At 55.6% G+C, this 26,655-nt stretch carries 22 protein-coding genes and 1 tRNA gene; 14 read left to right on the top strand and 9 right to left on the bottom strand.

Annotated elements, in window-relative coordinates; genetic code table 11:
• Positions 1-86: 86 nt before the first annotated feature.
• The 3 genes from ACR3EH_RS14910 to ACR3EH_RS14920 all read right to left on the bottom strand — a co-directional run bounded on the left by ACR3EH_RS14910 (position 87) and on the right by ACR3EH_RS14920 (position 2,687).
• A tRNA-Met gene (locus ACR3EH_RS14910) sits at positions 87-163 on the bottom strand.
• 55 nt (positions 164-218) lie between these two features.
• Positions 219-1,220 (bottom strand): alpha/beta fold hydrolase, encoded by a 1,002-nt coding sequence (locus ACR3EH_RS14915; protein ID WP_171188452.1) that lies wholly within the window; start codon positions 1,218-1,220, stop codon positions 219-221.
• The gene (locus tag ACR3EH_RS14920) at positions 1,221-2,687 is read right to left on the bottom strand and encodes a flavin-containing monooxygenase (RefSeq protein WP_171647846.1); all 1,467 of its coding nucleotides are present in this window, start codon (positions 2,685-2,687) and stop codon (positions 1,221-1,223) included.
• Positions 2,688-2,916: 229 nt separating this feature from the next.
• Between ACR3EH_RS14920 and ACR3EH_RS14925 the strand changes: the two genes are divergently transcribed.
• From ACR3EH_RS14925 to ACR3EH_RS14940, 4 genes are all read left to right on the top strand, one after another.
• On the top strand, positions 2,917-4,464 hold the full coding sequence (locus ACR3EH_RS14925; RefSeq protein ID WP_171188448.1) for a trimethylamine methyltransferase family protein: 1,548 nt from the start codon (positions 2,917-2,919) through the stop codon (positions 4,462-4,464).
• 71 nt (positions 4,465-4,535) lie between these two features.
• A complete protein-coding gene (locus ACR3EH_RS14930) occupies positions 4,536-5,639 on the top strand; it encodes a mandelate racemase/muconate lactonizing enzyme family protein (protein WP_171188446.1) in 1,104 nt (367 codons plus the stop codon).
• Positions 5,640-5,653: 14 nt separating this feature from the next.
• Positions 5,654-6,385, top strand: coding sequence for an SDR family NAD(P)-dependent oxidoreductase (locus ACR3EH_RS14935; RefSeq protein WP_171188444.1), 732 nt, complete (start codon positions 5,654-5,656; stop codon positions 6,383-6,385).
• Positions 6,382-7,116 carry an SDR family NAD(P)-dependent oxidoreductase gene (locus ACR3EH_RS14940; protein ID WP_171188441.1) on the top strand — a complete coding sequence of 245 codons (735 nt, stop codon included), beginning with the start codon at positions 6,382-6,384 and terminating at the stop codon, positions 7,114-7,116. The genes ACR3EH_RS14935 and ACR3EH_RS14940 overlap by 4 nt, the downstream gene beginning before the upstream one ends.
• A gap of 10 nt (positions 7,117-7,126) precedes the next feature.
• On the opposite strand, the gene ACR3EH_RS14945 is transcribed toward ACR3EH_RS14940, so the two are convergent.
• From ACR3EH_RS14945 to ACR3EH_RS14960, 4 genes are read right to left on the bottom strand one after another with little or no spacing between them, the layout of a single operon-like run.
• Positions 7,127-8,467 carry an NAD(P)/FAD-dependent oxidoreductase gene (locus ACR3EH_RS14945; protein ID WP_171675693.1) on the bottom strand — a complete coding sequence of 447 codons (1,341 nt, stop codon included), beginning with the start codon at positions 8,465-8,467 and terminating at the stop codon, positions 7,127-7,129.
• Positions 8,464-9,960, bottom strand: a complete 1,497-nt coding sequence (locus ACR3EH_RS14950) for an aldehyde dehydrogenase (RefSeq protein WP_171188438.1) — start codon at positions 9,958-9,960, stop codon at positions 8,464-8,466. Before ACR3EH_RS14950 ends, ACR3EH_RS14945 begins: the two co-directional genes overlap by 4 nt.
• A gap of 5 nt (positions 9,961-9,965) precedes the next feature.
• Entirely contained in the window at positions 9,966-10,883 is a 918-nt protein-coding gene (locus tag ACR3EH_RS14955) for a dihydrodipicolinate synthase family protein (protein ID WP_171188436.1), read from the bottom strand.
• A gap of 7 nt (positions 10,884-10,890) precedes the next feature.
• On the bottom strand, positions 10,891-11,601 hold the full coding sequence (locus tag ACR3EH_RS14960; protein ID WP_171188433.1) for a GntR family transcriptional regulator: 711 nt from the start codon (positions 11,599-11,601) through the stop codon (positions 10,891-10,893).
• A gap of 162 nt (positions 11,602-11,763) precedes the next feature.
• Between ACR3EH_RS14960 and ACR3EH_RS14965 the strand changes: the two genes are divergently transcribed.
• Together ACR3EH_RS14965 and ACR3EH_RS14970 are read left to right on the top strand one after the other, a co-directional pair.
• Complete coding sequence (locus ACR3EH_RS14965; protein WP_171647848.1) at positions 11,764-12,714, top strand: GlxA family transcriptional regulator; 951 nt, start codon at positions 11,764-11,766, stop codon at positions 12,712-12,714.
• Between the two features lie 732 nt (positions 12,715-13,446).
• Positions 13,447-13,695: a DUF6629 family protein gene (locus ACR3EH_RS14970; RefSeq protein WP_371732085.1), complete on the top strand. Its 249-nt coding sequence runs from the start codon at positions 13,447-13,449 to the stop codon at positions 13,693-13,695.
• Positions 13,696-14,450: 755 nt separating this feature from the next.
• On the opposite strand, the gene ACR3EH_RS14975 is transcribed toward ACR3EH_RS14970, so the two are convergent.
• A complete protein-coding gene (locus tag ACR3EH_RS14975; RefSeq protein WP_170474750.1) occupies positions 14,451-15,125 on the bottom strand; it encodes a TetR family transcriptional regulator C-terminal domain-containing protein in 675 nt (224 codons plus the stop codon).
• A gap of 103 nt (positions 15,126-15,228) precedes the next feature.
• On the opposite strand from ACR3EH_RS14975, the gene ACR3EH_RS14980 reads away from it, so the two are divergent.
• From ACR3EH_RS14980 to ACR3EH_RS15015, 8 genes are read left to right on the top strand one after another with little or no spacing between them, the layout of a single operon-like run.
• Positions 15,229-16,083, top strand: coding sequence for an ABC transporter permease (locus ACR3EH_RS14980; RefSeq protein WP_170474779.1), 855 nt, complete (start codon positions 15,229-15,231; stop codon positions 16,081-16,083).
• Positions 16,080-16,868 carry an ABC transporter permease gene (locus ACR3EH_RS14985; RefSeq protein WP_170572151.1) on the top strand — a complete coding sequence of 263 codons (789 nt, stop codon included), beginning with the start codon at positions 16,080-16,082 and terminating at the stop codon, positions 16,866-16,868. Before ACR3EH_RS14980 ends, ACR3EH_RS14985 begins: the two co-directional genes overlap by 4 nt.
• On the top strand, positions 16,865-17,962 hold the full coding sequence (locus tag ACR3EH_RS14990; protein WP_171188403.1) for an ABC transporter ATP-binding protein: 1,098 nt from the start codon (positions 16,865-16,867) through the stop codon (positions 17,960-17,962). The genes ACR3EH_RS14985 and ACR3EH_RS14990 overlap by 4 nt, the downstream gene beginning before the upstream one ends.
• 17 nt (positions 17,963-17,979) lie before the next feature.
• Positions 17,980-19,041, top strand: a complete 1,062-nt coding sequence (locus ACR3EH_RS14995) for an extracellular solute-binding protein (protein ID WP_171188401.1) — start codon at positions 17,980-17,982, stop codon at positions 19,039-19,041.
• Between the two features lie 60 nt (positions 19,042-19,101).
• Positions 19,102-21,165 (top strand): oxidoreductase, encoded by a 2,064-nt coding sequence (locus ACR3EH_RS15000; protein WP_171675696.1) that lies wholly within the window; start codon positions 19,102-19,104, stop codon positions 21,163-21,165.
• Positions 21,162-22,394: an aromatic ring-hydroxylating oxygenase subunit alpha gene (locus ACR3EH_RS15005; RefSeq protein WP_171188398.1), complete on the top strand. Its 1,233-nt coding sequence runs from the start codon at positions 21,162-21,164 to the stop codon at positions 22,392-22,394. Before ACR3EH_RS15000 ends, ACR3EH_RS15005 begins: the two co-directional genes overlap by 4 nt.
• Positions 22,387-23,949 carry a trimethylamine methyltransferase family protein gene (locus ACR3EH_RS15010; RefSeq protein WP_171188396.1) on the top strand — a complete coding sequence of 521 codons (1,563 nt, stop codon included), beginning with the start codon at positions 22,387-22,389 and terminating at the stop codon, positions 23,947-23,949. Before ACR3EH_RS15005 ends, ACR3EH_RS15010 begins: the two co-directional genes overlap by 8 nt.
• Positions 23,942-25,300 carry an aminotransferase gene (locus ACR3EH_RS15015; protein ID WP_171188394.1) on the top strand — a complete coding sequence of 453 codons (1,359 nt, stop codon included), beginning with the start codon at positions 23,942-23,944 and terminating at the stop codon, positions 25,298-25,300. The genes ACR3EH_RS15010 and ACR3EH_RS15015 overlap by 8 nt, the downstream gene beginning before the upstream one ends.
• A 190-nt stretch (positions 25,301-25,490) precedes the next feature.
• Here ACR3EH_RS15015 and mgrA read toward each other — a convergent pair whose 3' ends face one another.
• The gene (mgrA, locus tag ACR3EH_RS15020; RefSeq protein ID WP_171188392.1) at positions 25,491-26,522 is read right to left on the bottom strand and encodes an L-glyceraldehyde 3-phosphate reductase; all 1,032 of its coding nucleotides are present in this window, start codon (positions 26,520-26,522) and stop codon (positions 25,491-25,493) included.
• Positions 26,523-26,655 lie beyond the last annotated feature (133 nt).

Consider the following 26,655-nt stretch of genomic DNA (forward strand, 5'->3'; position numbering starts at 1 on the left):
GATGGAAAACGACGTTATTCCGATTGAGGTTAAGGGACGCATAAGCGCCTTCGTCTCGAACCAAGAATCTAGAGTGGGGGGGGTGATGGTAGCGGAGGAGGGACTTGAACCCCCGACACGCGGATTATGATTCCGCTGCTCTAACCAACTGAGCTACTCCGCCTTGAGTGAGAGGCGATTTAAGCGAGGGGCAGGGGAGGGTCAAGAGGGAAATCACCCTAACCGGGGATTTCTTTCACGGCTTCGGGCACCGTATTCTGCATGGACGTTCGAGGGACTGTCGTCGCCTCTACCATCCTGCGGACGAACGCAGCGCATGTTTCCGGTTCTGTAATCAGAATCATATGACCCAGCCCGTCCAGTTCTTCGTAACTCAGGCCATATTTGATCATCGGAGGGCCGTGAAACGCCGGAGACAGGAGCGCGTCCTGACGACCGTAGAGGATACCCCCCGGCACAGACAGCTCGGGATACCTGGCCACCTGTGCATCGCAGCTGGCATCCAATCCTATGACATCCTGCGAGGCGGTGACAAATGCTGAAGGGCGCAGCCCAAGCGCGCCACCTGCACGGTCCAGAAAATCATCCGGTGGGGTTTCCGGCCCAAAGGCCACGCCCAAACTGTGTGGTGCTGTTTTTGAGGCCATGGGCACCGCGATCGTGTTTGCGATCAGGCTGCGCAGCCATTCTGTCCGGATTTCGAGCGGTTTGAAGATCACCGGCGTTTCGGGCAGCCTGTGCGTCAGCGGGGCCAACAAAGCCAGGCCGGACACCCGCTGGGGATGATCCAAAGCCAGTGCCAGTGACACCGCGCCTCCCAGCGAGTGTCCCACCAGTACGGCTTGATCCACGCCTTTGGTCTCCAGAAATTCGGCAATCATTGCGGCTTGTTGCGGTAAATGTGCCAGTTCTGCCTTGTCTCGTGTCGAGTACCCGCATCCAGGCCGATCCAGCGCTATGACGTGATATTCCTCTGACAGTTGATCCACCAGCGCATACGTGAAGTGCTGTAACTGCCCGGCGAGGCCGTGAATCATGACAATGGTTTGTGCGTTGGGATCGCCTTTTTCCACAAAGTGAATGCTGCCGCCCTGAACGGGCACAATCTGACCCAGCTGTGGCACGGTTTTCAGACCCTGACGCATTATCCGTCGGGTCCACAAAGCCATAGCCAGAAGAAAGGCGAGAAAGGCTGCGATCAGGCTTAAAACAATTGTCATTTAGCTGTCTCCGGTCCCGACGGGATTGTATTGCTCCAACCCCGACTGTGCCATGCGTTTTTGATATTCGCCAACGGTGCCCGGCCAAAGAGTTGTGTTTTTACCGTCAGCATCAATGTACCACGAGGTGCACCCGCCGGACTGCCAGACGCTGTCGGTGTGACGATCAGCCATTTCCTGCGTAAAGCCCGCCTGTTTCGTTTCGTTAGGTGTGATTGCGGAAAACCCTTTGCGCTTCATCTCGCTTAGGAGCCGGCCGATGTGCTCGACCTGCGCCTCGATCATCAGCACGACCGAGTTGTGGCCCAAACCTGTATGCGGACCCAGCAAAACAAAGAAATTGGGAAATCCTGCGACCGATGTGCCCAGATGAGCGTTCATGCCGTTTGCCCATGCCTTGCGCAGTGTCAGTCCGTCAGAGCCCGTGATGTCCAGCCGCTCAACCACATTGGTCACGTGAAAGCCGGTGCCCCAGATCAGCACATCAGCCCGGACCTCAGTACCGTTCACTGCAATGATTTTATCCCCGTCGATACGGGCTACGCCCTGCGGGACAACGCTGACATTGTCGCGGGCGAGCGTCGGGTACCAGTCATTCGAGCTGAGAATGCGTTTGCAGCCGATCTGGTAGTCGGGTGTCAGAACGCGCCGTTCCTCTGGGTCGGTGATCGCGGTTTCCAGCGATTTTCGCCACATCTTCAGAGCAAAATTCATCGCCCGCTCTTCGCCCCGGAACACGCGGTGACGGAACTCAAAAAACATGAAAATCAGCTTGCGTCTGATACGTGGTAACAATGGAATGCGGGCGTATAGCTTGCGTACCCACGGCGCGATCGGGCCATCCGGGCGCGGCATCACGTATGGCGCGCTGCGCTGAAAGATGGTGACATGGCGTGCGAGTTTGGCGACCTCAGGCACGAATTGCACAGCCGACGCCCCGGTGCCGACAACTGCAACCTCTTTGTCTGTCAGATCCACTTGGTGGTCCCATTGGGCCGAGTGAAAACTGGGGCCGGGAAAACTTTCTGCGCCCGGAAGATTCGGAATACTCGGATGATGCAAGGCCCCAATTGCAGAGACCAGAAACCGGGCCGACCATAGATCCCCATCAACGGTTTCAACGTGCCAGCGGCCGCCATCCCATCTGGCCGACTTCAGTTCACGCCCGAAATGGCACAGATCATAAAGCCCCTCTTGTCGCGCGACGTCTTTTAGGTAGGCCTGAATTTCGGCACCCCCGGCATAAGCACGGCTCCAGTGCGGGTTCGGATGGGTGGCCATGGAATAAAGGTGCGAGGGCACATCACAGGCCACGCCGGGATAGGTATTTTCGCGCCACGTGCCGCCGATATCATCGGCCTTTTCCAGAATCGCAATATCGGAGAGGCCACGTTTGCGGGCCTCAAGCGCCATGGTCAGCCCTGAAAAACCGGCGCCGATGATCAGCATTTCCGTCATGTGGTGCATTTCTGCGCCCCTCCTGAAACAACCATACGGGTACGTGTTGCAGATGTATGCACCTGTTTGACAGTGAAGCAGGTTACTTAACGAAAGGTAACCAAAGGTTCACTTGCGCTGCGTGCGCACGATAATCCCGGGATATGGCCCGTGTCGCTTCCTGCAAGCACATATCGCAATCAGAGAGGTGACGGCTCCGCGAATCCGCCAGTTTGTGTGAAAATTGGAGGATTGCCCTTTGACTACTCGCACAGCTGCGCGGTCCGGTGGACGCTCTGCCCGCCGCGCCCAACGTACCGCTCCGAACTTTGCCATGCTGCCGGGCCTGACCCGAGGCATTCCCGTTTGCGAAGTCATGGACGGAAGCCAGGTCGAACGGATCGACAACGCCGCAATGGACATTCTGGAAAATGTCGGCGTTCAATTCCGCGACCCCATCGCGCTGGAAGATTGGAAGAAAGCCGGTGCCAAGGTTGTCGGAGAGTTGGTCTATCTGGACCGCAACATGGTGCGCGAGCTGATCTCGACCATTCCAACGCAGTTCACCTATCATGCGCGCGACCCGCAAAAGAACCTTGCGCTGGGTGGCAAGCATTCGATCTTTGTTCCGATGACCGGCGCGCCTTTCCTGCGCGATCTGGATGACGTGCGGCGGAACCCGACGCTGGATGATCTGGCGATGTTCCATAAGCTTTCGCACATGATGCCTGCGCTGCACAGCTCGGCTCACCATATTGTCGAGCCTTATGATCACCCTATCAGCCAGCGGCATCTGCGCATCACCTATTCGTCGATGAAGTACTCGGACAAGACATTCATGGGCATGACCACCTCGCCCAAGAATGCCGAGGATGTGATGGATATGTGCGATATCCTGTTCGGTGAAGGCTTTATCGACGACCATCCTGTCACCACCGGCAACTGCAACGGCAACAGCCCTCTGGTGTGGGATGAAACCATGCTGGGCGCGATGCGTGCCTTTAGCCGACGCAACCAGCCGGTTTTGTGCTCGCCCTTCGTTTTGGGTGGTGCGAACACACCCGCGTCGGTGCCCGCGACCGTAGCGCAGCTGACAGCCGAGGCGTTGTCGGCGCTGGCCTACACACAGGTGATCCGCAAGGGTGCACCTGCGATCTGGGGGCACTACTTGTCGACCGTGTCGATGAAATCCGGTGCGCCCATGGCGGGCACACCTGAAATCAGCTTGATGAATTTCATGATCGGTCAGATGGCGCGGTATTATGACGTGCCGTGGCGCACTTCGAACACGCTGGGCGGGGCTAAGACGTTTGACGCGCAAGCGGGATACGAATCCGCCACAACGCTCAGCGCTGTTATCCACGCCGGAGCCAACTATATCTGGCATTCGGCAGGCTGGAATGAGGCGGGCATGCACTGTTCGGTCGCCAAGTTCGTGGTGGATGCGGAACAATGCGCAATGGCTTACCGCATGGCGGAAGGTCCGAAATGGCACGATTTCGAACAGGCGCTTGCGGCGGTTCCGGATGTAGGCCCTGGTGGTCACTACCTTGGCCATCCGCACACGCAGGACAATTTCCAGACGGCGTTCTTTATGCCTGAACTCTTTGACAACAACTCGATCGAACAATGGGTGGCTGAGGGCGAAGTGGAAATCACAGAACGCGCCTTGAAGCACGCGCGAAAACTGCTGGCCGAGTACCAAGAGCCAAAACTGGACGAAGCCAAAAACGAGGCGCTTCTCGACTATATCGCGCGCCGCGAAAGGGAAATCCCGGCGGCGGATGAGTTGAACCAGAACTACTGATACAATCTCCCCGTACTGGCCCGCCCGCAATCCGGGTGGGCCCTTTTTTCGTTCAGGACAAGCCGAGAAACATGAAGATCGCCGAACTCCATATCTACAGCCACGACCTGCCGGTTAAAAACGGACCCTACACTATGGCCAACGCACAGGTTTGGTCGCTGGATACCACACTGGTCAAAGTTGTTGCAGATAATGGTCTGGTGGGTTGGGGCGAGACCTGCCCGGTTGGCCCGACATATGCTGAGGCGCACGCAAAAGGCGCCCGCGCTGCATTGCTCGAAATGGCCCCCGGCCTGATCGGAACCGAAGCACTTCCGCTAACCTTGCATCGCCAGATGGATGGGCTGCTGAACGGGCACGCTTATGCCAAAGCAGCAATCGATATCGCAGTTCATGATGTGTTGGGCAAACATCTGGGCGTTCCTGTCTGCGATCTGCTGGGCGGAGCAACCACAGACACGGTGCCGTCCTATTATGCCACTGGCGTTGGTTCGCCGGACGATATTGCCCGTCTGGCCGCCGAAAAGATGGCCGAAGGCTACCCGCGTTTACAGATCAAGGTCGGGGGCCGCCCGGTTGAGATCGACATCGAAACCATCCGCAAGGTCTGGGAGGTTTTCAAAGGGTCGGGTACGCGTCTGGCGGTAGACGGCAATCGGGGCTGGACCACGCGCGACGCTTTGCGCGTCAGCCGCGAATGCCCTGAAATTCCGTTCATCATGGAACAGCCCTGCAACACCATTGAGGATTTGCAGAAGATCCGGCCTCAGGTCACGCACGGCATTTACATGGACGAAAACAGCACCAGTCTGAACACTGTGATCTCGGCAGCAGGGATCGGTCTGGTCGATGGGTTCGGGATGAAAGTCACTCGGATCGGCGGGTTGAACCCCATGCGCGCTTTCCGCGATATTTGCGAAGCCCGAAACCTTCCGCACACCTGCGATGACAGCTGGGGTGGGGATATCATCGCCGCGGCCTGCACTCATGTCGGTGCAACGGTTCGGCCCGATCTGCTGGAAGGCGTCTGGCTTGCCGCGCCTTATATCGAAGGCAACTATGATCCTGAAAATGGCATCCAGATCAAAGGCGGACATATTGCGTTACCAAACGGGCCGGGGCTGGGTGTGGTGCCTGATGAAGGTCAATTCGGCACCCCTGTTGCGTCGTTCTAACTGTGGATGATCTCATGAACCTGAATGGAAAATCGGCTTTGGTCACTGGTGCGGCAGGAGGCATCGGGGCGTCAATCGTTGAGCGTTTGCGCGAAGCTGGTGCGCGGGTCGCGGTTGCGGACCGGTCGGTCGATGGCATTGAGGCCGAAGCGCATCTGCCCGGCGATCTGCTTGATCCAGACTATGCCGACCAATTGCCTAGGGCGGCGGCGGCTGCGCTGGGCGGGCTCGATATCGTGATCAACAACGCAGGTGTCATCACACGCGGGTCTGTCACTGACACGTCGGATGCGGATTGGTCGTTGTCACTGGGCGTCAATGTCGAAGCCCCGTTTCGTATCTGTCGCGCGGCGATCCCGATCATGGCTGAAACAGGAGGGGGCGCTATCGTTAACACCGCGTCTTGTTGGGGGCTGCGCCCCGGTCCCAATCACGCCGTTTATTGCATGACCAAAGCGGCCATTGCGTCCCTGACCCAATGTATGGGTATGGACCATGCCCATCAGGGTATCCGCATCAACGCTGTATGCCCGAATGAGGTGAATACGCCTATGCTGCGCTCGGGTTTTGAAAGGCGCGGCTTTGATCCCGATACAGCCGTGGCCGAGCTGGGCCAAACCGTGCCGCTGGGCCGCATCGCCGAGCCCGAGGATATTGCAGACGTCATCATGTTCCTCGTCTCGGACGCGTCGCGTTATGTTTGCGGTACGCTGGTTGAGATCAACGGAGGGAAGCCCGTTTCATGAAGCGGTTCGAGGGAAAAGTGGCGCTGGTCACAGGCGGGCGCAGCGGTATCGGTCAGGCCATTGCCCGTCGGTTGCGGGATGAAGGCGCGCAGGTCTTTACCGCGCAACGAGGAGAAGACAGCGAGTTTCAAGGCATCGCAGCGGATTTCACCGACCCCGCCAGCCCTGCACAGGTAGTCAGTGAAGTGATTTCCGATGCTGGGCGCCTGGATGTGTTGGTCAACAACGCGGGTATGATGCAGGAAGCCTTGGTCGAAGACATGAGCCTTGAGGATTGGCATCGCAATCTGACGGTCAACCTGACCGCACCTTTCCTGATGATCAAAGCCGCGCTGCCGCATCTGCGTCAAACCCGTGGCAGCATCGTCAACACCGGGTCTATTGAAGGTTTGGGCAGCAATCCCGGTCACGCGGCTTATTGCGCGTCCAAAGCGGGTCTGCATGGTCTGACCCGCGCCGTCGCCGTGGATCACGGGGCTGAAGGTATTCGCTGCAATGCCGTGGCACCCGGATGGATCGATACCGATCTGAACGAGGATTTCATTGAATCCATGCCCGATCCCGCTGCATTTCGTCGTGACGTTGCCAAAATCCACCCTGTGGCCCGGACCGGGCAACCCGAAGAGGTTGCAGCGCTCGTCGCCTTTCTGGCGTCAGCAGATGCGGGTTTTATCACCGGGCAGGTTTACACGGTGGATGGCGGGCGTATGGCCAAGCTCAGCTTGCCCTGACGCCGACACATCATTCCTTGCCGGATCGCCATTCTTTCCAGAACAGGTAGCTGTTCGCCCCAAGCGAGGCGAATGGCTCGGGCGGTAATCTGGGAAGGTCCGGCTGCGCTAGAAAGTGATCTGCGATTTCCGACCCGCCCTGCATCACCAGTTCCGCGATACCCATGCCCTGCAGGGTTCCTCGGGCGATGCCCAGGCCATTCTGACAGCAGGCCGAAAATACGCCGTTTTCAAGCTCCCCAAACGCTGCGGACCCATTTCGGCTAAGGCAGAGCATTCCGGCCCAGCGGTGCTCCATCTTGACGTCTGGCAGGTGCGGGAAACGTTCCTTGAACTTGCGGTCATGTACCCGGACAGCATTGCGCATCCGCGTCGTAGTGGTCTCAAGTGTCGGGTGAAAGCTGGAACCGGTGCGGATTAGGATGCGATCACCGTAGCTGCCGGAAATGCGTCGCACCGATGTGCCCATCGGATCGGCCGGTGTTACCGACCAGCGCGATTGACCGCCCAGCGTCTTGATCTGTGCCTCAGTCAACGGGGCCGAGATTGAGGCGTAAAGGCAGATATGCATCAATTGTCGTTGGTAGAAGCCAAAGCTTTCAAGATGGCCGTTATTGGCCAAAATGATCCGCCCGGTGCTGACCCTGGCCTTGGCGGTGTTGACCACCCAGCCTACGCCCTGCTTTTCGAAACTGGTGACGGGCGAGTTCTCGAACACGTCAATCCGTTCAGCCAATTGGGCTGAAAGCGCCCGCACATAGGCTGCGGGCTGGATCATCACTGTACCCGGCGCGTAAAGCCCCGAGGTGTAATGCGGGCTGCCCGTGATCTCTTGCATCTGTTGCTGGTCATAGAGCGTATGCGGCTCGCCCAGTTTCGTCAGGTGCTGAGCGAATTCGCGGTTATGCGCGTCGCCCGCCCTGGTGGCAGCGGCATTGTACTTACCGCAAGGGTCGAACATCTCTTGCGGCAGAGCACGTTCCGAGGCCGCGTCGGTCGCAAAAGCTATGGCCTTGCGGTTCAACGCAATGGCAGCACGATCCGCCTCTAACGCATCGCCCGCATAGTTGTCCGAGGCCAGATCATGGGGCAGGTCGATCATGAAGCCCGAATTCCGCCCCGCAGAGCCATCCGCAAATCGGCCCGCTTCCAGCAGAACGATCTTGAGTGACGGATCCAGTTGATGCAGACGCCGCGCGGTGCTGAGCCCGGCAAACCCACCGCCGACAATGGTGATTTCGGCGGTCAGGTCCTTGTCCAGCTCCGGCAGAGGTGTCTGAGGCGGCAGGATGGCATTCCATCCCGCCGGACCTGTCTGCCGGGGTAGTCTTTTGGCCTCGAACCGCGTCAATCCACGGCCTCGTCTGCGTCATCGGCCAGATCGATCCAGATGGTTTTCAACTGGGTGTACTGATCATGGGCGTGGACCGAATTGTCGCGACCGCCAAAGCCAGACTGCTTGTAGCCGCCAAATGGCGTGGTGATGTCGCCTTCGCCAAAGCTGTTGACCGTCACAGTGCCAGCCCGAATGGCCCGCGCACCGCGTATGGCACGCTTGGCGTTGGCCGTGAAGATCGAGGCACACAGGCCATAGTCCGTGTCATTGGCGATCTTGATGGCTTCGTCAAAGCCCGATACTTCGATCACTGACAAGACCGGGCCAAATATCTCCTCTCGCGCCAGCGTGGCGTCATTGCCAGGTACTTCGACCACCGTAGCCTCGACAAAGCCTTTGTTTGCTTTACCGCCGATCACCACGTTCTCGGCCTGATCCAGATAACCGCAGACCTTGTTGTAATGCCCTTCGCTGACCAGCGCGCCCATGCGGGTTTCCGGGTCCAGAGGGTCGCCGATATTCCACTGTTTGGCATGATGCGCGATGCGCTCCAGCAACTCTGCCTTTACATCCTTGTGCACGATCAGACGCGACGAGGCCGAGCAGTTCTCGCCCATATTCCAGAACGCGCCGTTCACCACGTGCGCGGCCACACGGTCGAGGTTCTCAGCATCATCCATAACGATGGCTGGGTTCTTGCCGCCCATCTCCAGCACCACCTCTTTGGCGTTACTATCTGCGGAATAGGTCAGGAACCGTTTGCCGGTCACGGTCGAGCCGGTGAAGGAGACCATGTCAATTTCCATGTGCCGCCCTATGGGTTCACCGACCTCTGCGCCGCCACCCGGAACGATGTTCAGAACGCCGCACGGCAACCCAGCCTCCATCGCCAGCTCGGCCATACGCAGGGCGGTCAGCGTTGTCTCAGCCGCTGGTTTCACTACGACCGAGCAACCTGCCGCTAGAGCAGGCCCGATTTTCCACGCCAGCATCAGCAGCGGGAAGTTCCAGGGCAGCACCAGGCCGACAACGCCAATTGGTTCGCGCACCACCATGGCGATGTGATCGTCGCTGGCGGGCGAGACTTGATCGTAAATCTTGTCAATCGCCTCGGCGTGCCATTTCAGGCAGTGGATCGTCTCGGGCACGTCCACGGTTTCGCAATCAAAGATGGTCTTGCCGCTGTCGATGCTTTCCATCACCGCCAACTCGCGCGCATTGCGGGTCATCAGCTTGCACAACCGGATCAGCACATCCTTGCGTTCGCTCGGATGCAGCTTGGACCAACGGCCATCGTCAAACGCCTCACGCGCCTTTTCGACAGCAAAGTCCACATCCGCCGCGCCGCAAGACGCGATATCCGCCAGTTTGCCACCAGTGGCTGGGTTCACTGTCTCAAAGGTCTCACCCGAAATCGCGGGACGGAATGCACCGTCGATGAAAGCGCCTGTGGGCAGCGTCAAGCCTGCGGCGATGGATTTGTATTCGTCCTGTGTCAGCAGATCCATGTCTCTTACCCTTCAGCCACAATGTCAGCGATTGTCTTCTTGAGCACACGCGTCACCTGTTCCAACGCGCGTTTGTCGTCTTTGTTCAGACCCTTCAGCGGAGGCCGCATGGCGCCCGCATCGATCCCGTTCATAGTCACGCCATGCTTGATGGTCTGGATGAACTTTCCACCCTGTTCCAGTACCCGCATCAGCGGCATCATCGCGGACATGATGCGGCGGCCCTTGGCAAAGTCGCCCTCAATCACGCAGGCATTGTAAAGCGCCACATGCTCGGCAGGCAGGAAGTTCGACCCGCCACAGACCCAGAACGGTGCGCCCCAGGCGAAGAACTCTAGCGCCTGGTCGTCCATTCCGCAGCCCAGCTGGATGTGAGGATAGTCCCGCGCCAACAGGTGCACCCTGTTAATATCGCCCGAGCTTTCCTTGATGCCGCAGAAGTTTCGGCTGCGGCCTACACGGTCAAGGAACTCCTCTCCCATCATCGTGCCGGTGCGGTGGGGATAGTTGTAAAGCATTACGGGCAGATCGGCGGCCTTGTCGATGGCTAACGCGTTCAGCGCATTTTCCCGGTCGGTCGGCACCGAGTAGGGCGGGCTGGCCAGCAGGATCGCATCTGCGCCAATCTCACGTGCGCCCGATGCCAAAGCAATCGAGTCCGACGTTAGCATCGCGCCTGTGCCAACCACCAACGGCAGTCTGCCGTTCAGCTTCTCATGAGTGAATTTGGCCAGCTCCAGCCGTTCTTCCACGGTCTGGGCATAGTTTTCACCGGTCGATCCGCCGGAGATCAGACCATGCACGCCGTTCTCGATCAGGTATTCGATCACGTCGGACAGGGCGTCCCAGTTTACGCTGCTATCGTCGTGATAGGGCGTGACCACAGGGGTATAGATACCCTCAAACTTGAAAATCGGGTTCATTCCGTCCTCATGCAGGTTTCGAAAGGGGCGGGACGCCCATTGGGACATCCAGCGCGTCAGGCATCACGAACATTTCAATTTGATCGCGTGACAGGTTCCAGTGATCTTCGGCTAGCTTCGCGGCAGCGGCTTCATCTCGCGCCTCGATAGCCGCTATGATCGCGTCATGCTGTTGGCTGGCAAGAGACAGGTTTTCCGACATTTCACCGCTTTGCGGGCGATAAAACGTCATACCGATCCTTGCGTGATCGATCAGCAGCCGGTTGAACGACGGCAGAAGGTAGACATTACCGGACATTTCGCCGGTCACATCGTGAAAACGGTTGTTGGCAAGTGCTCGGTCTTCGCCAGAGCCCTTGCGCAGCGCCGTTTTGAACGCTTGCTGTGCGTCTTTAAGGGCTTCGATTTGCGCAGGGCTAGCGTTCACCGCCGCCAGACGCAGGATTGCGCCGTACACCATTGGGGCAGCAAGAAAGAAATCACGCAGCGTGGTGTACGACATCTCGGATACCCGCGCGCTGCGGTTTGTTCGCAGGTCAAGATAGCCTTCTCCGGCCAATTGCCTGAAGACCTCGCGCAGCGGTGTGCGTGACAGACCAAATTCGTCGGACAAATGCGCTTCGTCCAGATCTGTGCCTGGCTGCAGGCGCAGCGTTAGGATGGATGATTTCAGATGCTCTTGTAATGCGGCTTTACGCGATTTGGCTTCGTCTTTCATTCCCTGAATCCGTTCTTTCTGCGCTGCGCTCGAATCGTGTGCGGTGGTTGTTGTGTATTCCAGAAAAATACAACTTGTACACAAAAAAAATTCGTGCAGCATGGGCGCCTGCAAAATAGACTCACATTTGGGTGCTGACCCAAATTCAAAACGGTACAGCTTATGCCACAAACGCGGCACATCACATTTGTCTTGGTTGAAGAGTTCTCGCACCTCGCGTTCTCATGCGCGGTCGAACCGCTGCGCATTGCAAACCTTGTAAGCGGCGAAGACCTTTATAGCTGGAACTTCGTGTCCGAGCAGGGCGAACAAGCTGTGTGTTCCAACGGGTCAGTCACATTGGTGCATTCCGGACTGGAAAGCCTGACCAAATGTGACCAGCTTTTTGTTCTGTCGGGTATCCATATGCGCAAGCATGTCACGCGCCCTTTGCTGGCTACCCTGCGGCGCGAACGCGCCCGCGGCACGCCGATCGGGGCTCTTTGCTCGGGTGCCTGGGTGTTGGCCGAGGCCGGCTTTCTTGACGGTATGCAGGCTGCGATCCACTGGGAATACCACGACGCTTTCATGGAAGCTTTTCCCGAAGTTAATCTGGTCCGCAGCGTGTTTGTGGCTGACGAAAAGCACATTACCGCGTCCGGCGGTACTGCAACGGCAGACTTGATGCTTCACCTGATCGAGCGTGACCATGGCGAAGAGCTGGCAATCGATGTGGCCGATCAGATGGTTTACAATGCGGTGCGCAATGCAACGGCGAAACAGCGGGTATCGCTGCAATCGCGCAATGGCATGCGTAACGCGCATCTCGCCAAGGCGATCAACATCATGCAGGACAGTATAGAAACCCCCGTCTCACCGTCCTTCATTGCCGAAGAGCTTGGAATTTCCACTCGGCAGCTTGAACGCTTGTTCGGCAAGTATCTGAATACGTCACCCAAGAAGTATTTTATGGAGATGCGGTTGGAGCGGGCTCAGAAGCTGCTGCTGCAAACCGAGGCCTCGGTTACCGAGATCGCCATCGCGTGCGGGTTCGAAAATCCCGGTCACTTTTCGCGTGTGTACCGGTCCAGCTTTGGCGTCACACCGCACGCGCAGCGCAACAAGATCGACTGAGTACCGTTTGCGTAAGAATTCTGCTGTCTGATACGGCAGGGGATGCCGCACTTACCCGGTCCAAAAAGGGACCAGAGCGGGCATCCCCCTAACCCTGCCGAGATACCCCCTCATTAAAACCGGACTAGTCAACAGATCGACAGGATGATGCAGTAATAGATAGCGATATTGGCATAACTATCACCAGAACTTGTCATCGATGAGTTTCTTGTGCCCACATTCCTTAATCTTTGCCTTATTTTCGATCTTCGGGTCTCTCACGAGAGGTCGAGAGCCCGCAGGAAAACACAGGTTTCACCGCGCTCAATCACTCGTAAAAACCCTTTTGAACAATGGTGTGAATACGGTCTTTGCAAAAACTCAAGGCCGGAGCGATTTCGTTGGTCAAGACAAACAGCATGGGGAAGAAGGTCAAAAGACGAGCCCGAAAATCCGCGTGGTGCAGGCTATCGGCATTCCTTGGTATATCGGAAGAAAACATAGAGACACTTAACTTTTTAACCAACTTCTTCGCAGACCCGGTCGCTGAGATCGTCGGTGCAGAACGACAAACATTCCGCTGGTTGGTCCGATTTGACTGGTCCGGATTTACCTGACAGCACCGTTTCCTAAATAGTTGGCCAGACAACAGACAATGCCGCTTTTAGCCAGCACAAGCTAGTACTTCGGAATGAAAAGTTTTCTTTGCTTCAACGTACTTCAGCTATTTAAAACGGTAAAGGTGGTCTAAGCTTGTGTTTCTCATCACAAGCCAGTTTTGTAGCCGGTGCAGCAATCATAGCCTGCAGTGGTCTTACGATACGTTTGGCGTTGCAAATGAGCGAACGATTTCTTCCGCTAGCCAGCTTTCCACTTTTCTTTGGAATTCAGCAATTGTCCGAAGGCTTATTGTGGGTTTCCATTGATAACCCGTCGGCGAACCCTTCTTCGGCAGCTGCGTTGACGTTTCTCTTCTTTGCCTATTTCTTTTGGCCGTTTTGAGTTCCACTGTCCGCGGCTTCGATTGAAAGTGACCGGCGTCGCAGGCTCATATTCCAAGGGATTTGCGGAATTGGTTTTTGCCTTGGCTTGTTGCTTTACTTGCCAGTGTTGTTGTCACCAGCAAACCTAGATATTGGCCTAGCGCAACACTCCATTCAGGATGAAAACATAGAAACGTTCCCTTCCGAAACTACGAGGAACTTTGCACGTGTTTTCTACGCTTTGGTGATCTGCGTTCCGCTTGTGGGATCGAGCGATAAAGGCTTACGAGGTTTTGGGTATTTAATTGTCGTTTCCGTTGCTTTGGGGTTCTTCTTTGCTTCTCATGCCTTCACGTCAATCTCGTGCTTCGTTGCGGCAGGTTTGTCTGCCTACATCTACTTCGTTCTAAAGTTTCACTATTGGGAGGTAGACCGCTTAGGTGGGGCTGCCAAAGGTTGAGGGACATTTTGAAAAATGCGTTTAAGTGCGGGCAGGGGGTTTCGCTGGAAAGCCGTCATCCGACAGTTTTTGTCAGATGACCGGGTTGAGCCCGTCTCAGACTTTGGTGTCCGGCGCAGCATTCGACGGGATGGGCGGAAAGCGGTCTTTCGCTGCACGTGCAATGGAAACCTTTCTTCGGGGGAAAGCGGATGTTGGATTTCGTCCAATGCACGGGGTGTTGCATTTAGACGCCAGGGAATTCGCCAATACCAGCAGTCGGCTTTCCAAGAACATGCTGTTTTTTCTGTCTCAAATCTGAGCGTCCCGAAATCTCACAATTTGAATTTTCCGGGGAAAAGTCCGCACAAGAAACGTCTGATAAGATCAACAGAGCGTCGTCGTGAAAAACCCTGCATATCTGTTAGGTAATTGACCCACATACCTTCCAGCAAAGCCAGCGTTCCGGCGGTGGCATCGTCCACCAAGTTTGGGTCACGCTCGTTTTTTTGAGCTATCTCCTTAAACGCAAGCCGCAAGGTCTCGACGAGTTTTTGATCTTGGGTGCTGCTGTAGCGGGCAATACCTGGGTGTGAGCTCGCGATGCCGCGGAATGCATGCCAGATTTTCGTACTTCTTGGATTGAGCAGAGCTTCGGATAGGTCCGCCTCGATCACGGCCATCACACGGTCTTCGGGCGATGCATCCGAACCCAGGTCGGTCAATTTGTCCATTTCGGCATAATATTGAGCACTGAAATGCTGGGCTGCTGCCGTCAGCAAATTGTCCTTCCCGCCGAAATGCAAATGGATCATTCCGCGCGATAAACCAGAACGCTCGCAGATGCGGCTGACCGTCGTATCGGTGACTCCAATATCCGCGATAGAGTCCAGAGTCGCCTTGATCAGAAGTTGCTTATTGGCATCCGGAGCACGTTTCGAGCCACGTTTTCTTCCTCTGACGTTTTCCACTTTATTCAATAATTCCATCCTCTTGATGGCATCCCTCAAGTCTATCTCACAGGAAGATTGACACGAAAGACCGTTCTGGCGCAACATTTAATGGACGATCGTCCATTAGTGACTCGTGAAAATCCGGAAAGGAGGTTGGGTAATCTTTCGTAGCGAAGCATCCCGGGGCTATACCCTCAGCGCACCAGCCACGGCTTATGTGGGTTTTCTGGTGACGGCTCCATTGTTGATCCTGATCGCCTATTCGTTCTGGACGCAATCTTACGTAACGCTCGATAAGACGCCGACACTAAAAAATTATAGCGACGCGTTTGCAGATCCTCTGGTCCGACACTTGATGCTAAGGTCGATCTGGATTGCCGGAGCAGTAACAGCAGTTACCGTCGCACTGGCATATCCCATCGCTTATTTCATCGCGATGAAGGCCCGGAAAAAGACCATCTGGCTTCTGCTCATCACCATTCCATTCTGGTCTAGCTACCTCCTGCGCGTTTTTGCCTGGAAACTCATTCTAGGGTTCAATGGAGTGATGAACTCCGCACTGTTGATGCTTGGCTTGATTGACGAACCGCTGGACTTCCTTCTCTACAATGAATTTGCAGTCGTGCTGACGCTTGCTCATGCCTGGGCGCCATTTGCGATCCTGCCGATCTATGTCTCATTGCAGAAGATCGATCCAAGTTTACTAGAAGCCGCCACCGACCTCGGTAACAGCCCTTTTCAACGCTTCATGCGGGTGACGCTGCCACTAACCATCCCAGGGATTATTGCTGCTTGTCTGATCATATTTATCCCCACGGTAGGTGACTATGTGACCCCGGCACTTGTTGGAGGGTCGGACGGGAAGATGATCGCCAACCTAATTCAGGTGCAGTTCGGGGCCGCCAACAACTGGCCACTCGGCGCCACCCTTTCACTGATCGCGATGCTATCGGTTGGCTTTGTCGCTATAGTGTTTGTAATTACCGCCACCCGGCTAGGGAGGCGTATAAGATGAGACGCCCTTCGACCCTGACAGCCTACGCTTTTCTGTATTTGGTTTTTCTTTACCTGCCCGTCCTTTTTCTGCCCTTGTTTTCATTCAATAGCGGCACAATAGTTGCCTTTCCGATCAAGGGCTGGACGCTGGACTGGTATCGGAAGCTGGGCGAACAGGATACCTTGATCCAGGCCCTTTGGAATTCGCTTGGCGTCGGCACCGTCGTGGCACTTCTGTCTACCGCAATGGGGTTGTTCGCCGCTCGCGCCTTTGTTCGGTACCGTTTTCGGGGTCAGCGTGCTGCCGAAGGTCTGGTGATGCTGCCTTTGGTTATTCCCGGCATTATAGTTGCTTCTTCAATGCTGGTTCTGTTTCTGTTTGTCGGACTCAAGCCGTCTTTGCTGACCGTCGTTCTGGGCCATACATTTCTTGCACTGCCGTTTTCCGTCTCGATCCTGAAGTCTGCGTTCGATGACTTCGATGCGTCGCTGGAGGAAGCATCTTACGATCTGGGCGTCGGCGTGTTCGACACCTTCCGCCGCGTGACGCTTCCGGTCGTTTCCCCGGGTATCGTAGCCAGTTTGTTGGTCACTTTCACAGTCAGCTTCGACGAATTCGTCCTCGCCTTTTTCCTGTCCGGCAACCAACCAACCTTGCCAGTATACATCTGGAGCCAGATTCGCTTCCCCGCCAAGCTTCCAAACGTTTTGGCCCTAGGCTCTATCCTGCTGCTTACATCGGTCCTGCTTTTGGTGCTGGCTGAGTATTTCCGGCGCCGCTCATCCGCATCAGAGGTCAGATGACAGACAAAAACATCATAGAACTCAGGGGCGTCGAAAAGCGCTATGGTACATTCCTGGCGGCTAGCGGGATCAATCTCGATCTTAAAGAAGGCGAGTTTTTCTCACTCCTCGGCCCATCGGGATGTGGCAAAACCACGGTATTGAGGATGATCGCGGGATTCCAAGAGCCGACCAAAGGCACTGTGCTGATCGACGGTCAGGATATGGATGGTGTGCCTGCCAATAACCGGCCGACCAACATGGTATTTCAGAGCTATGCTATCTTCCCGCACCTGAATGTCGGGAACAACGTGGCCTATGGATTACGCGGTAAGGCCCCCAAAGCCGAAATCGACCAGCGCGTAGCCGAAGCCTTGGAAATGGTCGAGTTGGGGGGGCTTGAGGATCGCGGCGCAAGTGAGTTGTCAGGCGGGCAACGGCAAAGGGTGGCGCTCGCCCGCGCGCTGATCATGCGACCCAAAGTATTGTTGCTGGATGAGCCCTTGTCGGCCTTGGACAAGAAGCTGCGCGAGCAGATGCAATTTGAAATGCGCCATCTGCAGCAATCGCTGGGTATTACCTTTGTGATGGTCACACACGACCAATACGAGGCGATGACAATGTCTGACCGCATAGGCGTGATGTTCAATGGGCGCCTCAAGCAGGTGGATACGCCAACAACGCTTTACGCCCGGCCTTGCGATCAGCAGGTCGCCAGTTTCATCGGTGAGATGAACATTCTGCCTGCCCAGTTGCTAAAGGAAAATGGCGATACGCTTTCAATCCACGCGAAGGCCTTTGGCCAAATGGAAATTGGAAGAAACCCCAACGTTGCAACCAGCGCCCGAGATATGAACATCGGTATTCGACCCGAACAATTAGAAATCACCGCTGATAAACCCGAAGACTATCCATCAACCGTTCAGGGCAAAGTCAGCAATGTGGCCTTTTATGGCGAGAACATTCACTACCACATTCAGGTTGAGGAAGCCGACGCGCCGATCGCGGTCTCGGTTCCGAACTACTTTCACACGGTTGATTTCAATCGCGGCGACGCAGTTTGGCTGGGAGTCCAAAGCGCCAGCGTGATCGATCTTGGCACAGACACAGAATAAGACAATGGGAGGAAAAAATGAAACTTCAGGGAATTGCGGCTTTCGCATGTGCGACGGCGATAAGTGCAGGAAGCGCCAGCGCCGGTGGAGCTGATCTGACGGTTTTTGACTGGTCGGGATATGAAGACCCGGGCTTCTTTGCCAGCTACATGGAAAAATACGGGAATGAGGCACCGAGCTATTCCTATTTCGGAAGCCAGGAAGAAGCCTTTACCAAGCTGAGTTCCGGTTTTACTGCTGATCTGGCACATCCTTGTTCCGACGCGGTCAGAAAATGGGTCGCAGCAGATCTGATTCAGCCGCTGGATGAAAGCAAACTGACCAATTGGGCCGATGTACTGCCCGAGATCAAGGAGGTCGACGCCATCGTTCTGGACGGCCAGCTTTACATGTTGCCGTTCGAATGGGGGAACACGGGCATTATCTATCGCACCGACAAGATCTCGGGCGACGATATCTCACTACAATTGCTGGCCGACCCGGCCTATGCCGGTAAGATCGCTATCCCGGATGCCGCATCATCTGCGTATGCGTTAGCGGCGCTGGCTACTGGAAATGCTGACGACTACACCAACTTGAGCGACGAGCAGTTCAAGGAAGCGTCTGACTTCCTGCGCTCGATCCACCCGAACATGCGCTTTTACTGGTCCGACGCAGGTCAGTTTGACCAGGCTATGACCAGCGGCGAGATCGAATTGGGTTGGGCCTGGAACCAGTCAGAACTAAACCTGATCTGGAATGAGGTGCCGGCCGCGATGATGCGAGACGTCGACAAGGGTATCGCGACCTGGGCGTGCGGCTATGTGCATCTGAAATCATCCACGACACCGGTCGATCAGGTCTATGATCTGTTGAACGCGCTTACCGACCCGGCCAGCGGTCAGTACATCATCGACAACTGGGGCTACCCGCATTCCAACGCAAAAGCGTTCGAAGTTGCCGATCAGGCCAACATCGAAGCCTATGGTTTCTCCGATCCAAAAAGCTTCTTCGAGGGCAGTTTGTTCTTTGATGCGGTGAACCCCGAGCTTGAGGCAAAAATGCTGGCGGAGTTTGAACGGATCAAAGCCGGCTTCTGATTCAACAATATCTCCGGGGCCAACCAGCCCCGGAACACAAACACAGGAAAACGCGTGAACATGTCAGACGCGAACCCATATGCTATGCTCTTGGAACCGGTTCAGATCGGGCCAGTCACTGCCAGGAACCGCTTCTATCAGGTGCCTCATTGCACCGGGTTGGGGCACCTCCGACCAAGGGCGGATGCTGCCGTTCGTGGAATGAAGGCCGAAGGCGGGTGGGCGGTGGTTTCCAATCAGGAGACCGAGATTCACCCGACTTCTGACCTTTCTCCTTACGCCGAAGGGCGGCTATGGGACGCGCGCGATGTGCCCGCGTTGCGGCTGATGACAGACGCAGTACATGCACATGGTGCACTGGCGGCTATCCAGCTGGTTCATAACGGCAATCATGCGCAAAACCTGCTAACCCGCGCCCCGGTTCTTGCGCCTTCCGAAATGTCCGTCGACACGACACACCCCAAGCAGGCGCAGGCTATGGATAAGGCCGACATTCGGGAATTCCGCCGTTGGCACCGCGAGGCCGCCTTGCGCGCGAAAGATGCCGGGTTTGACATCATTTATGTGTATGCCGGGCACAACATGACATTGGCGCAGCATTTCATGCTGCCACATATGAACCAGCGTAGCGATGAATATGGTGGGTCGCTCGAAAATCGCGTGCGTCTGACACGTGAACTGCTGGAAGACACTCACGAAGCCGTGGGCGACAGCTGCGCTGTGGCGTTACGTTTTGCTATTGATGAGATGATGGGTACCGGGGGCATGCAGGCAGCAGAAGAAGGCCGCGCCATTGTCGAGCTCTTGGCTGATCTTCCTGACCTATGGGATGTGAATGTGGCTGACTGGTCCAATGACAGTGCCACGACTCGTTTTCAGCCAGAGGACGGATATCAGAACGCGTTTCTGTCCCACGTTAAGCAGATCACCCGCAAACCTGTGGTTGGTGTCGGTCGCCTGACGTCGCCTGACATGATGTTGTCGATGGTCCATAAGGGAATTGTCGACCTTATCGGAGCCGCGCGACCTTCCATAGCGGACCCGTTCATTCCGAAAAAGATTGAGAAGGGTCGCATTGACGAAATCCGCGAATGTATCGGCTGCAATATCTGCGTCTCATCCGACAATCTGGGCATCCCGATCCGCTGCACTCAAAACCCCACCATGGGTGAGGAATGGCGGCGCGGTTGGCACCCCGAGATCATCGCGCCGAAAAAGAGCAACGCGGACACTTTGGTTGTTGGCGGTGGCCCTGCCGGTCTTGAATGCGCCATGCAGTTGGCAAGGCGAGGATATCAGGTGACGTTGGCCGAGGCGTCAGCCGAATTGGGCGGGCGGGTTACGAAGGAAAGCAAACTTCCCGGCCTCGCAGCTTGGTCCCGCGTCGTCGACTATCGTCTGCATGATTTAAAGCAACGCGGCAACGTTCAGCTGTTCACTGACAGCAGGCTTAATGGCGATCAAGTGGCAGAGCTGGGCGTCGAACACGTCTTTGTGGCCACCGGCAGCCTTTGGCGAACCGACGGCATGGGCCGTAACACCCAGCGCCATGTGCCACAGATCGAGCAAAGCGCCAATGTGCTGACGCCTGATGACATCATGAATGGTGTTCTACCGCCGGATGGCCCGGTCATGATCTATGATGACGATCATATCTATCTGGCAGGAGTGATCGCCGAAAAACTTGCGACTGCAGGATACCAGGTGGTCTTTGTCACGCCGGAGAGTTTGGTTTCAGCTTACTCCATCAATACTTTGGAGCAGCCTCGCATTCAGGCCCGTCTGATGGAGCTTGGTATCGACATTCGTTGTAATCAGGTGCTGACGGCGGTTCAAGGTGACATGGCCCGCATCGGTTGTGCCTTTACTGGTCGCGAAATGGATATTCCATGTGCCTCGACAATTCTGGTCACTGAACGTCAGCGTGAGACGACGCTATATGACAGCTTGCGCGGGCTCAGGTTGAAAACCGTCGAACTTATTGGCGATGCCGCTTCTCCAGGGCTGATCGTCGACGCAGTCTTCGCGGGCCACCGCGCGGCCCGTGATTTTGAACGCCCCAAGGCAGAAGCAGATCAGGATTGGTTTCGCCGCGAGATAATCGATTTGGAGGAAACGAGATGAACAGCCGACCTTTTGAGTTGGATGCGCTAATAGCCTCGCACCAGTACGGCCACGCCCTGCCGCGCGAATTCTATACCTCCCAAGACATCTATAACTATGACATCGCCCGGGTCTGGAACCGCAACTGGCTTTGGGCAGGGCATGTCAGTCAAATCCCAAGCCTCGGTGACTACTTCCTGTTCGACTATGGCCCGGAGAGCATTATCATTGTTCGCGACCGCGATGGCGATATTCGTGCTCATTTGAATGTCTGCCGCCATCGCGGATCTCGCGTCTGCACTGAACAGTCCGGCAACGCCCGCGTTCTTGTTTGCCCCTACCACGCATGGACATATGAGCTATCAGGAAAACTTCGTGCAAGTCACAATATGGGGGAACAATTCGACCCGTCAAAGTTTGGGCTTCTTCCCGTTCAGGTGAGTGTCTTCAAGGGCCTGATCTTTGTCTGTGCCGATGCAAACACCCCATTACTTGATCCTGTCCTCAGCAAACTTGAGCCACTCGTCGAACCCTATGGCCTGAACGATTTGAAAGTAGCGCATACCGCGTCATTTCCTGTTCCCGCGAATTGGAAACTAGCGGTTGAGAACTACCTTGAATGCTACCACTGCGGGCCAGCGCACAAAGAGTATTCTCGCTCCCATAGCTTGAAATCACCGCAAGACATGGCTGGTTTGGTCGAGCCGCTAAAGGCTAGGGCTGTAGTAGCCGGGCTGTCACCCAATGAATTGACTCTTGTCGGCGACGCTGCGCTGACCCCATTTACCAGCGGGTACTATCGTCGCTATCCGCTTTACCAAGGCTACAAAACCGGCAGCCAATCGGGCGAGGCACTTGCACCATTGCTTGGAACGCTCAAAGGCTTCGACGGTGGCGCAACTGACTTTGATATTGGTCCATTGAATTGGTTCCTGATTTATTCGGATCACATGGTCGGCTACCGCTTCATTCCACGAGGCTTACAGGAAACCGACATTCAGGTGGTCTGGCTGGTTCGCGCTGACGCCGAAGAAGGCGAAGACTACGACAAAGAAGACCTGACCTGGCTTTGGCATGTCACATCTTTGGATGACGAACGCATCATTCGCCACAACCAGTCCGGCGTAAATTCTCAATACTTCCAACCGGGCCCCTTGGGCGAGATGGAAACCTCGATCCAGGACTTCTACGATTTCTATTTCAACATGATCAGCCCGGAACCAGAACAAAGGATGTCCGGTCATGGCTGAGGCAAAATCACGCCGTCGCGGCGGCGGCGGACGCGCCGCGCGCATAAAGGTTCAACAGGCTACCACGGGCAATGAGGCCGTACGTGGAGGCCTAAGTGGCGGCCGCTATAAACCGCTGACCCAAGCAGATATGGAGAACATCCATCAAGCGGCCTTAACCGTTCTGGAAAACACGGGCGTTACCGACCATTTCCCGGAATTGCTTGATCTGGTGCTTCCCAAAGGCGCAGTTTTGAATGACCTCAATAGGTTGTGCTTCCCCCGCGCCCTTATGGAAGACATCCTGGCGGCTGCCGCCAGAGAGTTTTATGTCTATGCCCGCGGTGAGCGTGAAGGCAAAGACGACATGCATTGCTCGGCCGAGAGTGTCTATTTCGCCAACTCTGGCACCGCCGTCACAACCTTCGATTCCGAGACCAAGTCCTATCGTCCATCGGTTCTGCGCGACGTTTATGATTTCACCCGACTAGTGGACCGCTTGGACAACATCCATATGCTGGGCGACACAGTTTTGGCTACCGATGTGACCGATGATTTCGCTCACGATATGAACACCATATATGCAATGCTCGCAGGCAGCCAAAAGCCTGCCTGTCTGACCTTTCGCGACCGCAGCCATATCCCGCATGCCATCCGCATGTTTGATTTGGCTCAGGGTGGCGAAGGGGCTTTCATGAAGAAGCCAAGCGTCATTTTTGGCGGCTGTCCAATGGTTTCGCCGCTGCGGATCGGCAAGGAAAACATGGAGATCCTGATTGATACCGCCAAACTTGGCCTCACCGTCGATCTGGCTGTGCCTCCGCAAGCCGGGGCCACAGCCCCCGCGACGCTTGCGGGAACGTTGGTACAAACCGTGGCCGAAACGCTGGCCTGCGTTGCCATCGTAAACCTCATCACTCCAGGCTGTCCGGTTTGCTTTGCCGCCTGGCCCTTCATCACTGATTTGCGCAGCGGCTCGTTCACCGGTGGCAGCGGCGAACAAGCCCTGATCGGCGCGGCTGCCATTCAAATGGGCAACTTCTATGGTCTGCCCACATCCGTTGGCGCAGGCATGACCGATGCCAAATTGCCCGACGCGCAATACGGGTTAGAAAAGGCGCTGACCTTCACGCTTGCTGCTCATGCCGGTGCCAATCGCCTTTGCGAGTTTGGCGGTATGATCGGTAGCCTCATGGGATGTAGTTTTGAAAGTATGGTCATTGATGACGAAGCGGGTGGAATGATCCTGCGGTCGTTGCGCGGGATAGAGGTCACGGATGAAACCATGGCTGTGGATGTGATCCACGATTGCGCCATCGACCCCGGCCATTTCCTCGGCAACCCGCACACGCTGAACTATATGAACAGCGAATTCGTCTATCCGCGACTTATGGATCGTGAGCGTACAGACACATGGGAAAACGAAGGCAAAACAGATTTGCTGGACCGCGCCCGTGACAAAGCCAACTCTATTCTAAACAGTCATTTCCCCAACTATTTCGGCGCTTTGGACACCCAGGTGCGTGAAGAATTTCCCATTGTAATGAGCGCGAAAAGCATGACCCATCATGGATAACTCTTATGCCAAACAATGGGACAACGATCACTTCCTGCACCCGTGGGAAGGGATGGAAGCTTTAGGCAAAAATAGCCGCACTTTTGTCGAAAGTGCCAGCGGCATCCATGTAGTGAACGAAAAGGGTGAACCCTTGATCGACGGACCGGGAGGTATGTGGTGCACCCAGATCGGTTATGGGCGCGAAGAGATGGCCGAGGCCATGGCTGAGCAAGCTAGGAGTCTTGCCTATTTCTCGCCTTTCAACAACACCAACTCGACTGCTGCGCGGTTCGCGCGCGAAATAGCCAAACGAGCGCCTGGAGATTTGAACAATGTCTTCTTTACCACGGGCGGCTCCACTGCGGTGGATACGGCTATCCGATTTGTCCATTTTAGAAACAACCTTTTGGGTCGACCCGAGAAAAAGAAAATCATTTCAAGGCAAAAAGCCTATCATGGAAGCACCTACTTGGCGGCCAGCGTCAGTGGAAAAGAGCGTGACCGGCTTTGGCTCGACAAAGCCGATGACCTCGCACATTTCCTGCCAGACGTGAATCCGCTCTACCGTTCACCTGGTCAAAGCGAAGAGAGCTTTCTGAAGGAGAAAGTTTCCGATCTTGAAAACGCCATTTTGGCGCTTGGCCCGGAAAATGTTGCCGCTTTTATCGCCGAACCGGTTCTGGCATCTGGTGGCGTGATCGTGCCGCCAAAAGGATATCACCAAGGCTGCCTAAACATCTGCAAGAAGTATGATGTTCTATACATCTCCGACGAAGTGGTGACAGCTTTTGGGCGATTGGGCCATTGGTTTTCGTCAGAGGCTGTTTTCGGCATTCAGCCGGACATACTAACTTGTGCTAAAGGAATGACATCTGGGTACGCGCCGATGGGTGCCGCGATTATCTCTGACCGATTGATCGCCGACGTTTCGGGAAAAGATGCTAACTTCTCAAATGGTTACACCTATTCTGGTCATCCAGTTAGCGCGGCTGCGGGTTTGAAGGGCATTGAGATCATTGAGCGGGAAAAACTTCTCGAACACGTTCAAAAGGTCGCTCCGGTTTTTCAGGATCAGCTGCACCATTTGCGACAGATTGACATCGTTGCCGATGTGCGTGGGATGGGGTTGATGGGATGCGTACAATGCTCAGTCGATGGTGATCCCAAGAGCGATCTGGGATGCGACTACGAGATTGGCGGCCAGATCGATATAGAATGCCAAAAACGTGGGTTATTAGTTCGACCTATTATCAACATGTGTGTTCTTCCACCGCCCCTTATCATCAGCGAAAGTGAAATTGAGCAGATGTTTTCTATCTTGCGCAAAGGGCTTGAAGCGACACGAACGTGGCTTGGCGGAATTCAGTGAACAATGAAGAGCTTGCGCCACTGTTGCGGATGTCCGCAGACCGGTATGCCACTGCAGCATTTGAATTCCGTCCTAAATGTCCGCAATGGGCCGGTTAGTCTTGGTAGTTATTTAGCCGAGTAGCAGAAGCTGCAGCCGCCAATGACCTCAAGTTCCAAATGTTCTCGGGTTTTAGCAATTATAAGATTGGTCACTCTGTTTCTGACGACCTTGCCCATAAATTGATATCTTCTTCCGAACTGATTTCATCGATCTTTTTCAACTCGTCAGAACTGAAGTCGAGATTATTTACAACGCCTGCGCAGTCGACGATCTGTTCCGGCCGGGACGCGCCGATAAGTGCGGTCGTCACGCGCCCACCTCTGAGCACCCAGGCCAGAGCCATTTGCGCCAGAGTCTGACCACGAGCTTCGGCCATATCGTTCAGAGCACGGACACTTGCCAGAGATCGCTCGTTAATCATGCCATCGAGTAGCGACTTTCCTTGTGTGGCACGGCTGCCATCCGGAATATCGCGCAGGTATTTCGACGTAAGAATGCCTTGTGCTAGCGGCGTGAATGCAATCGATCCTACCCCAAGATCGTCGAGGGTATCGAGCAAACCGTCCCGCTCCACCCAACGGTTGAGCAAGTTGTAAGAAGGCTGGTGAATCAAACAGGGCGTCCCAAGGTCGTTTAGAATTTTCACCGCCTCGCGCGTGCGTTGGGAGTTGTAGCTTGAGATACCTGCATAGAGCGCGCGACCCGACCGTACGATATGATCCAAAGCGCCCATCGTCTCTTCAAGCGGGGTGTCGGGGTCAAAGCGGTGGGAATAAAAGATGTCGATATAATCAAGCCCCATGCGCGCGAGTGATTGGTCACAGGACGCAATCATGTACTTGCGCGACCCCCATTCTCCGTAAGGTCCTGGCCACATGTCGTAGCCTGCTTTGGAGGAAATGATCAGCTCATCCCTGTAACCCGCGAAATCCGTTTTGAGGATCTCGCCAAATGCCTCTTCGGCTGAACCGGGTGGTGGACCGTAGTTGTTTGCCAGATCAAAGTGAGTGATACCATGGTCGAACGCTGCACGACACATGGCGCGCTTGTTTTCGTGCGGTGAGTCTGCGCCGAAATTGTGCCACAGCCCCAAGCTGACAACAGGGAGTTTTATACCGGACCGCCCACATCGCCGATACACCATCCGCTCGTAGCGGTCCAGCTCCGGGGTGTACGGCATGGGTTTTGGCTTTGGCGGTCGTTGAGCTTTGGTCATGCGCACATAATCAATGGATTGTCGGGCCTGTCAAACGGATCAACTCGGGTAAGTTCGACACGAGTTTCAGCGCGCCCAGGATGGGGGCTTATGGTTA

This window comes from Ruegeria sp. BG7, from assembly GCF_056535685.1.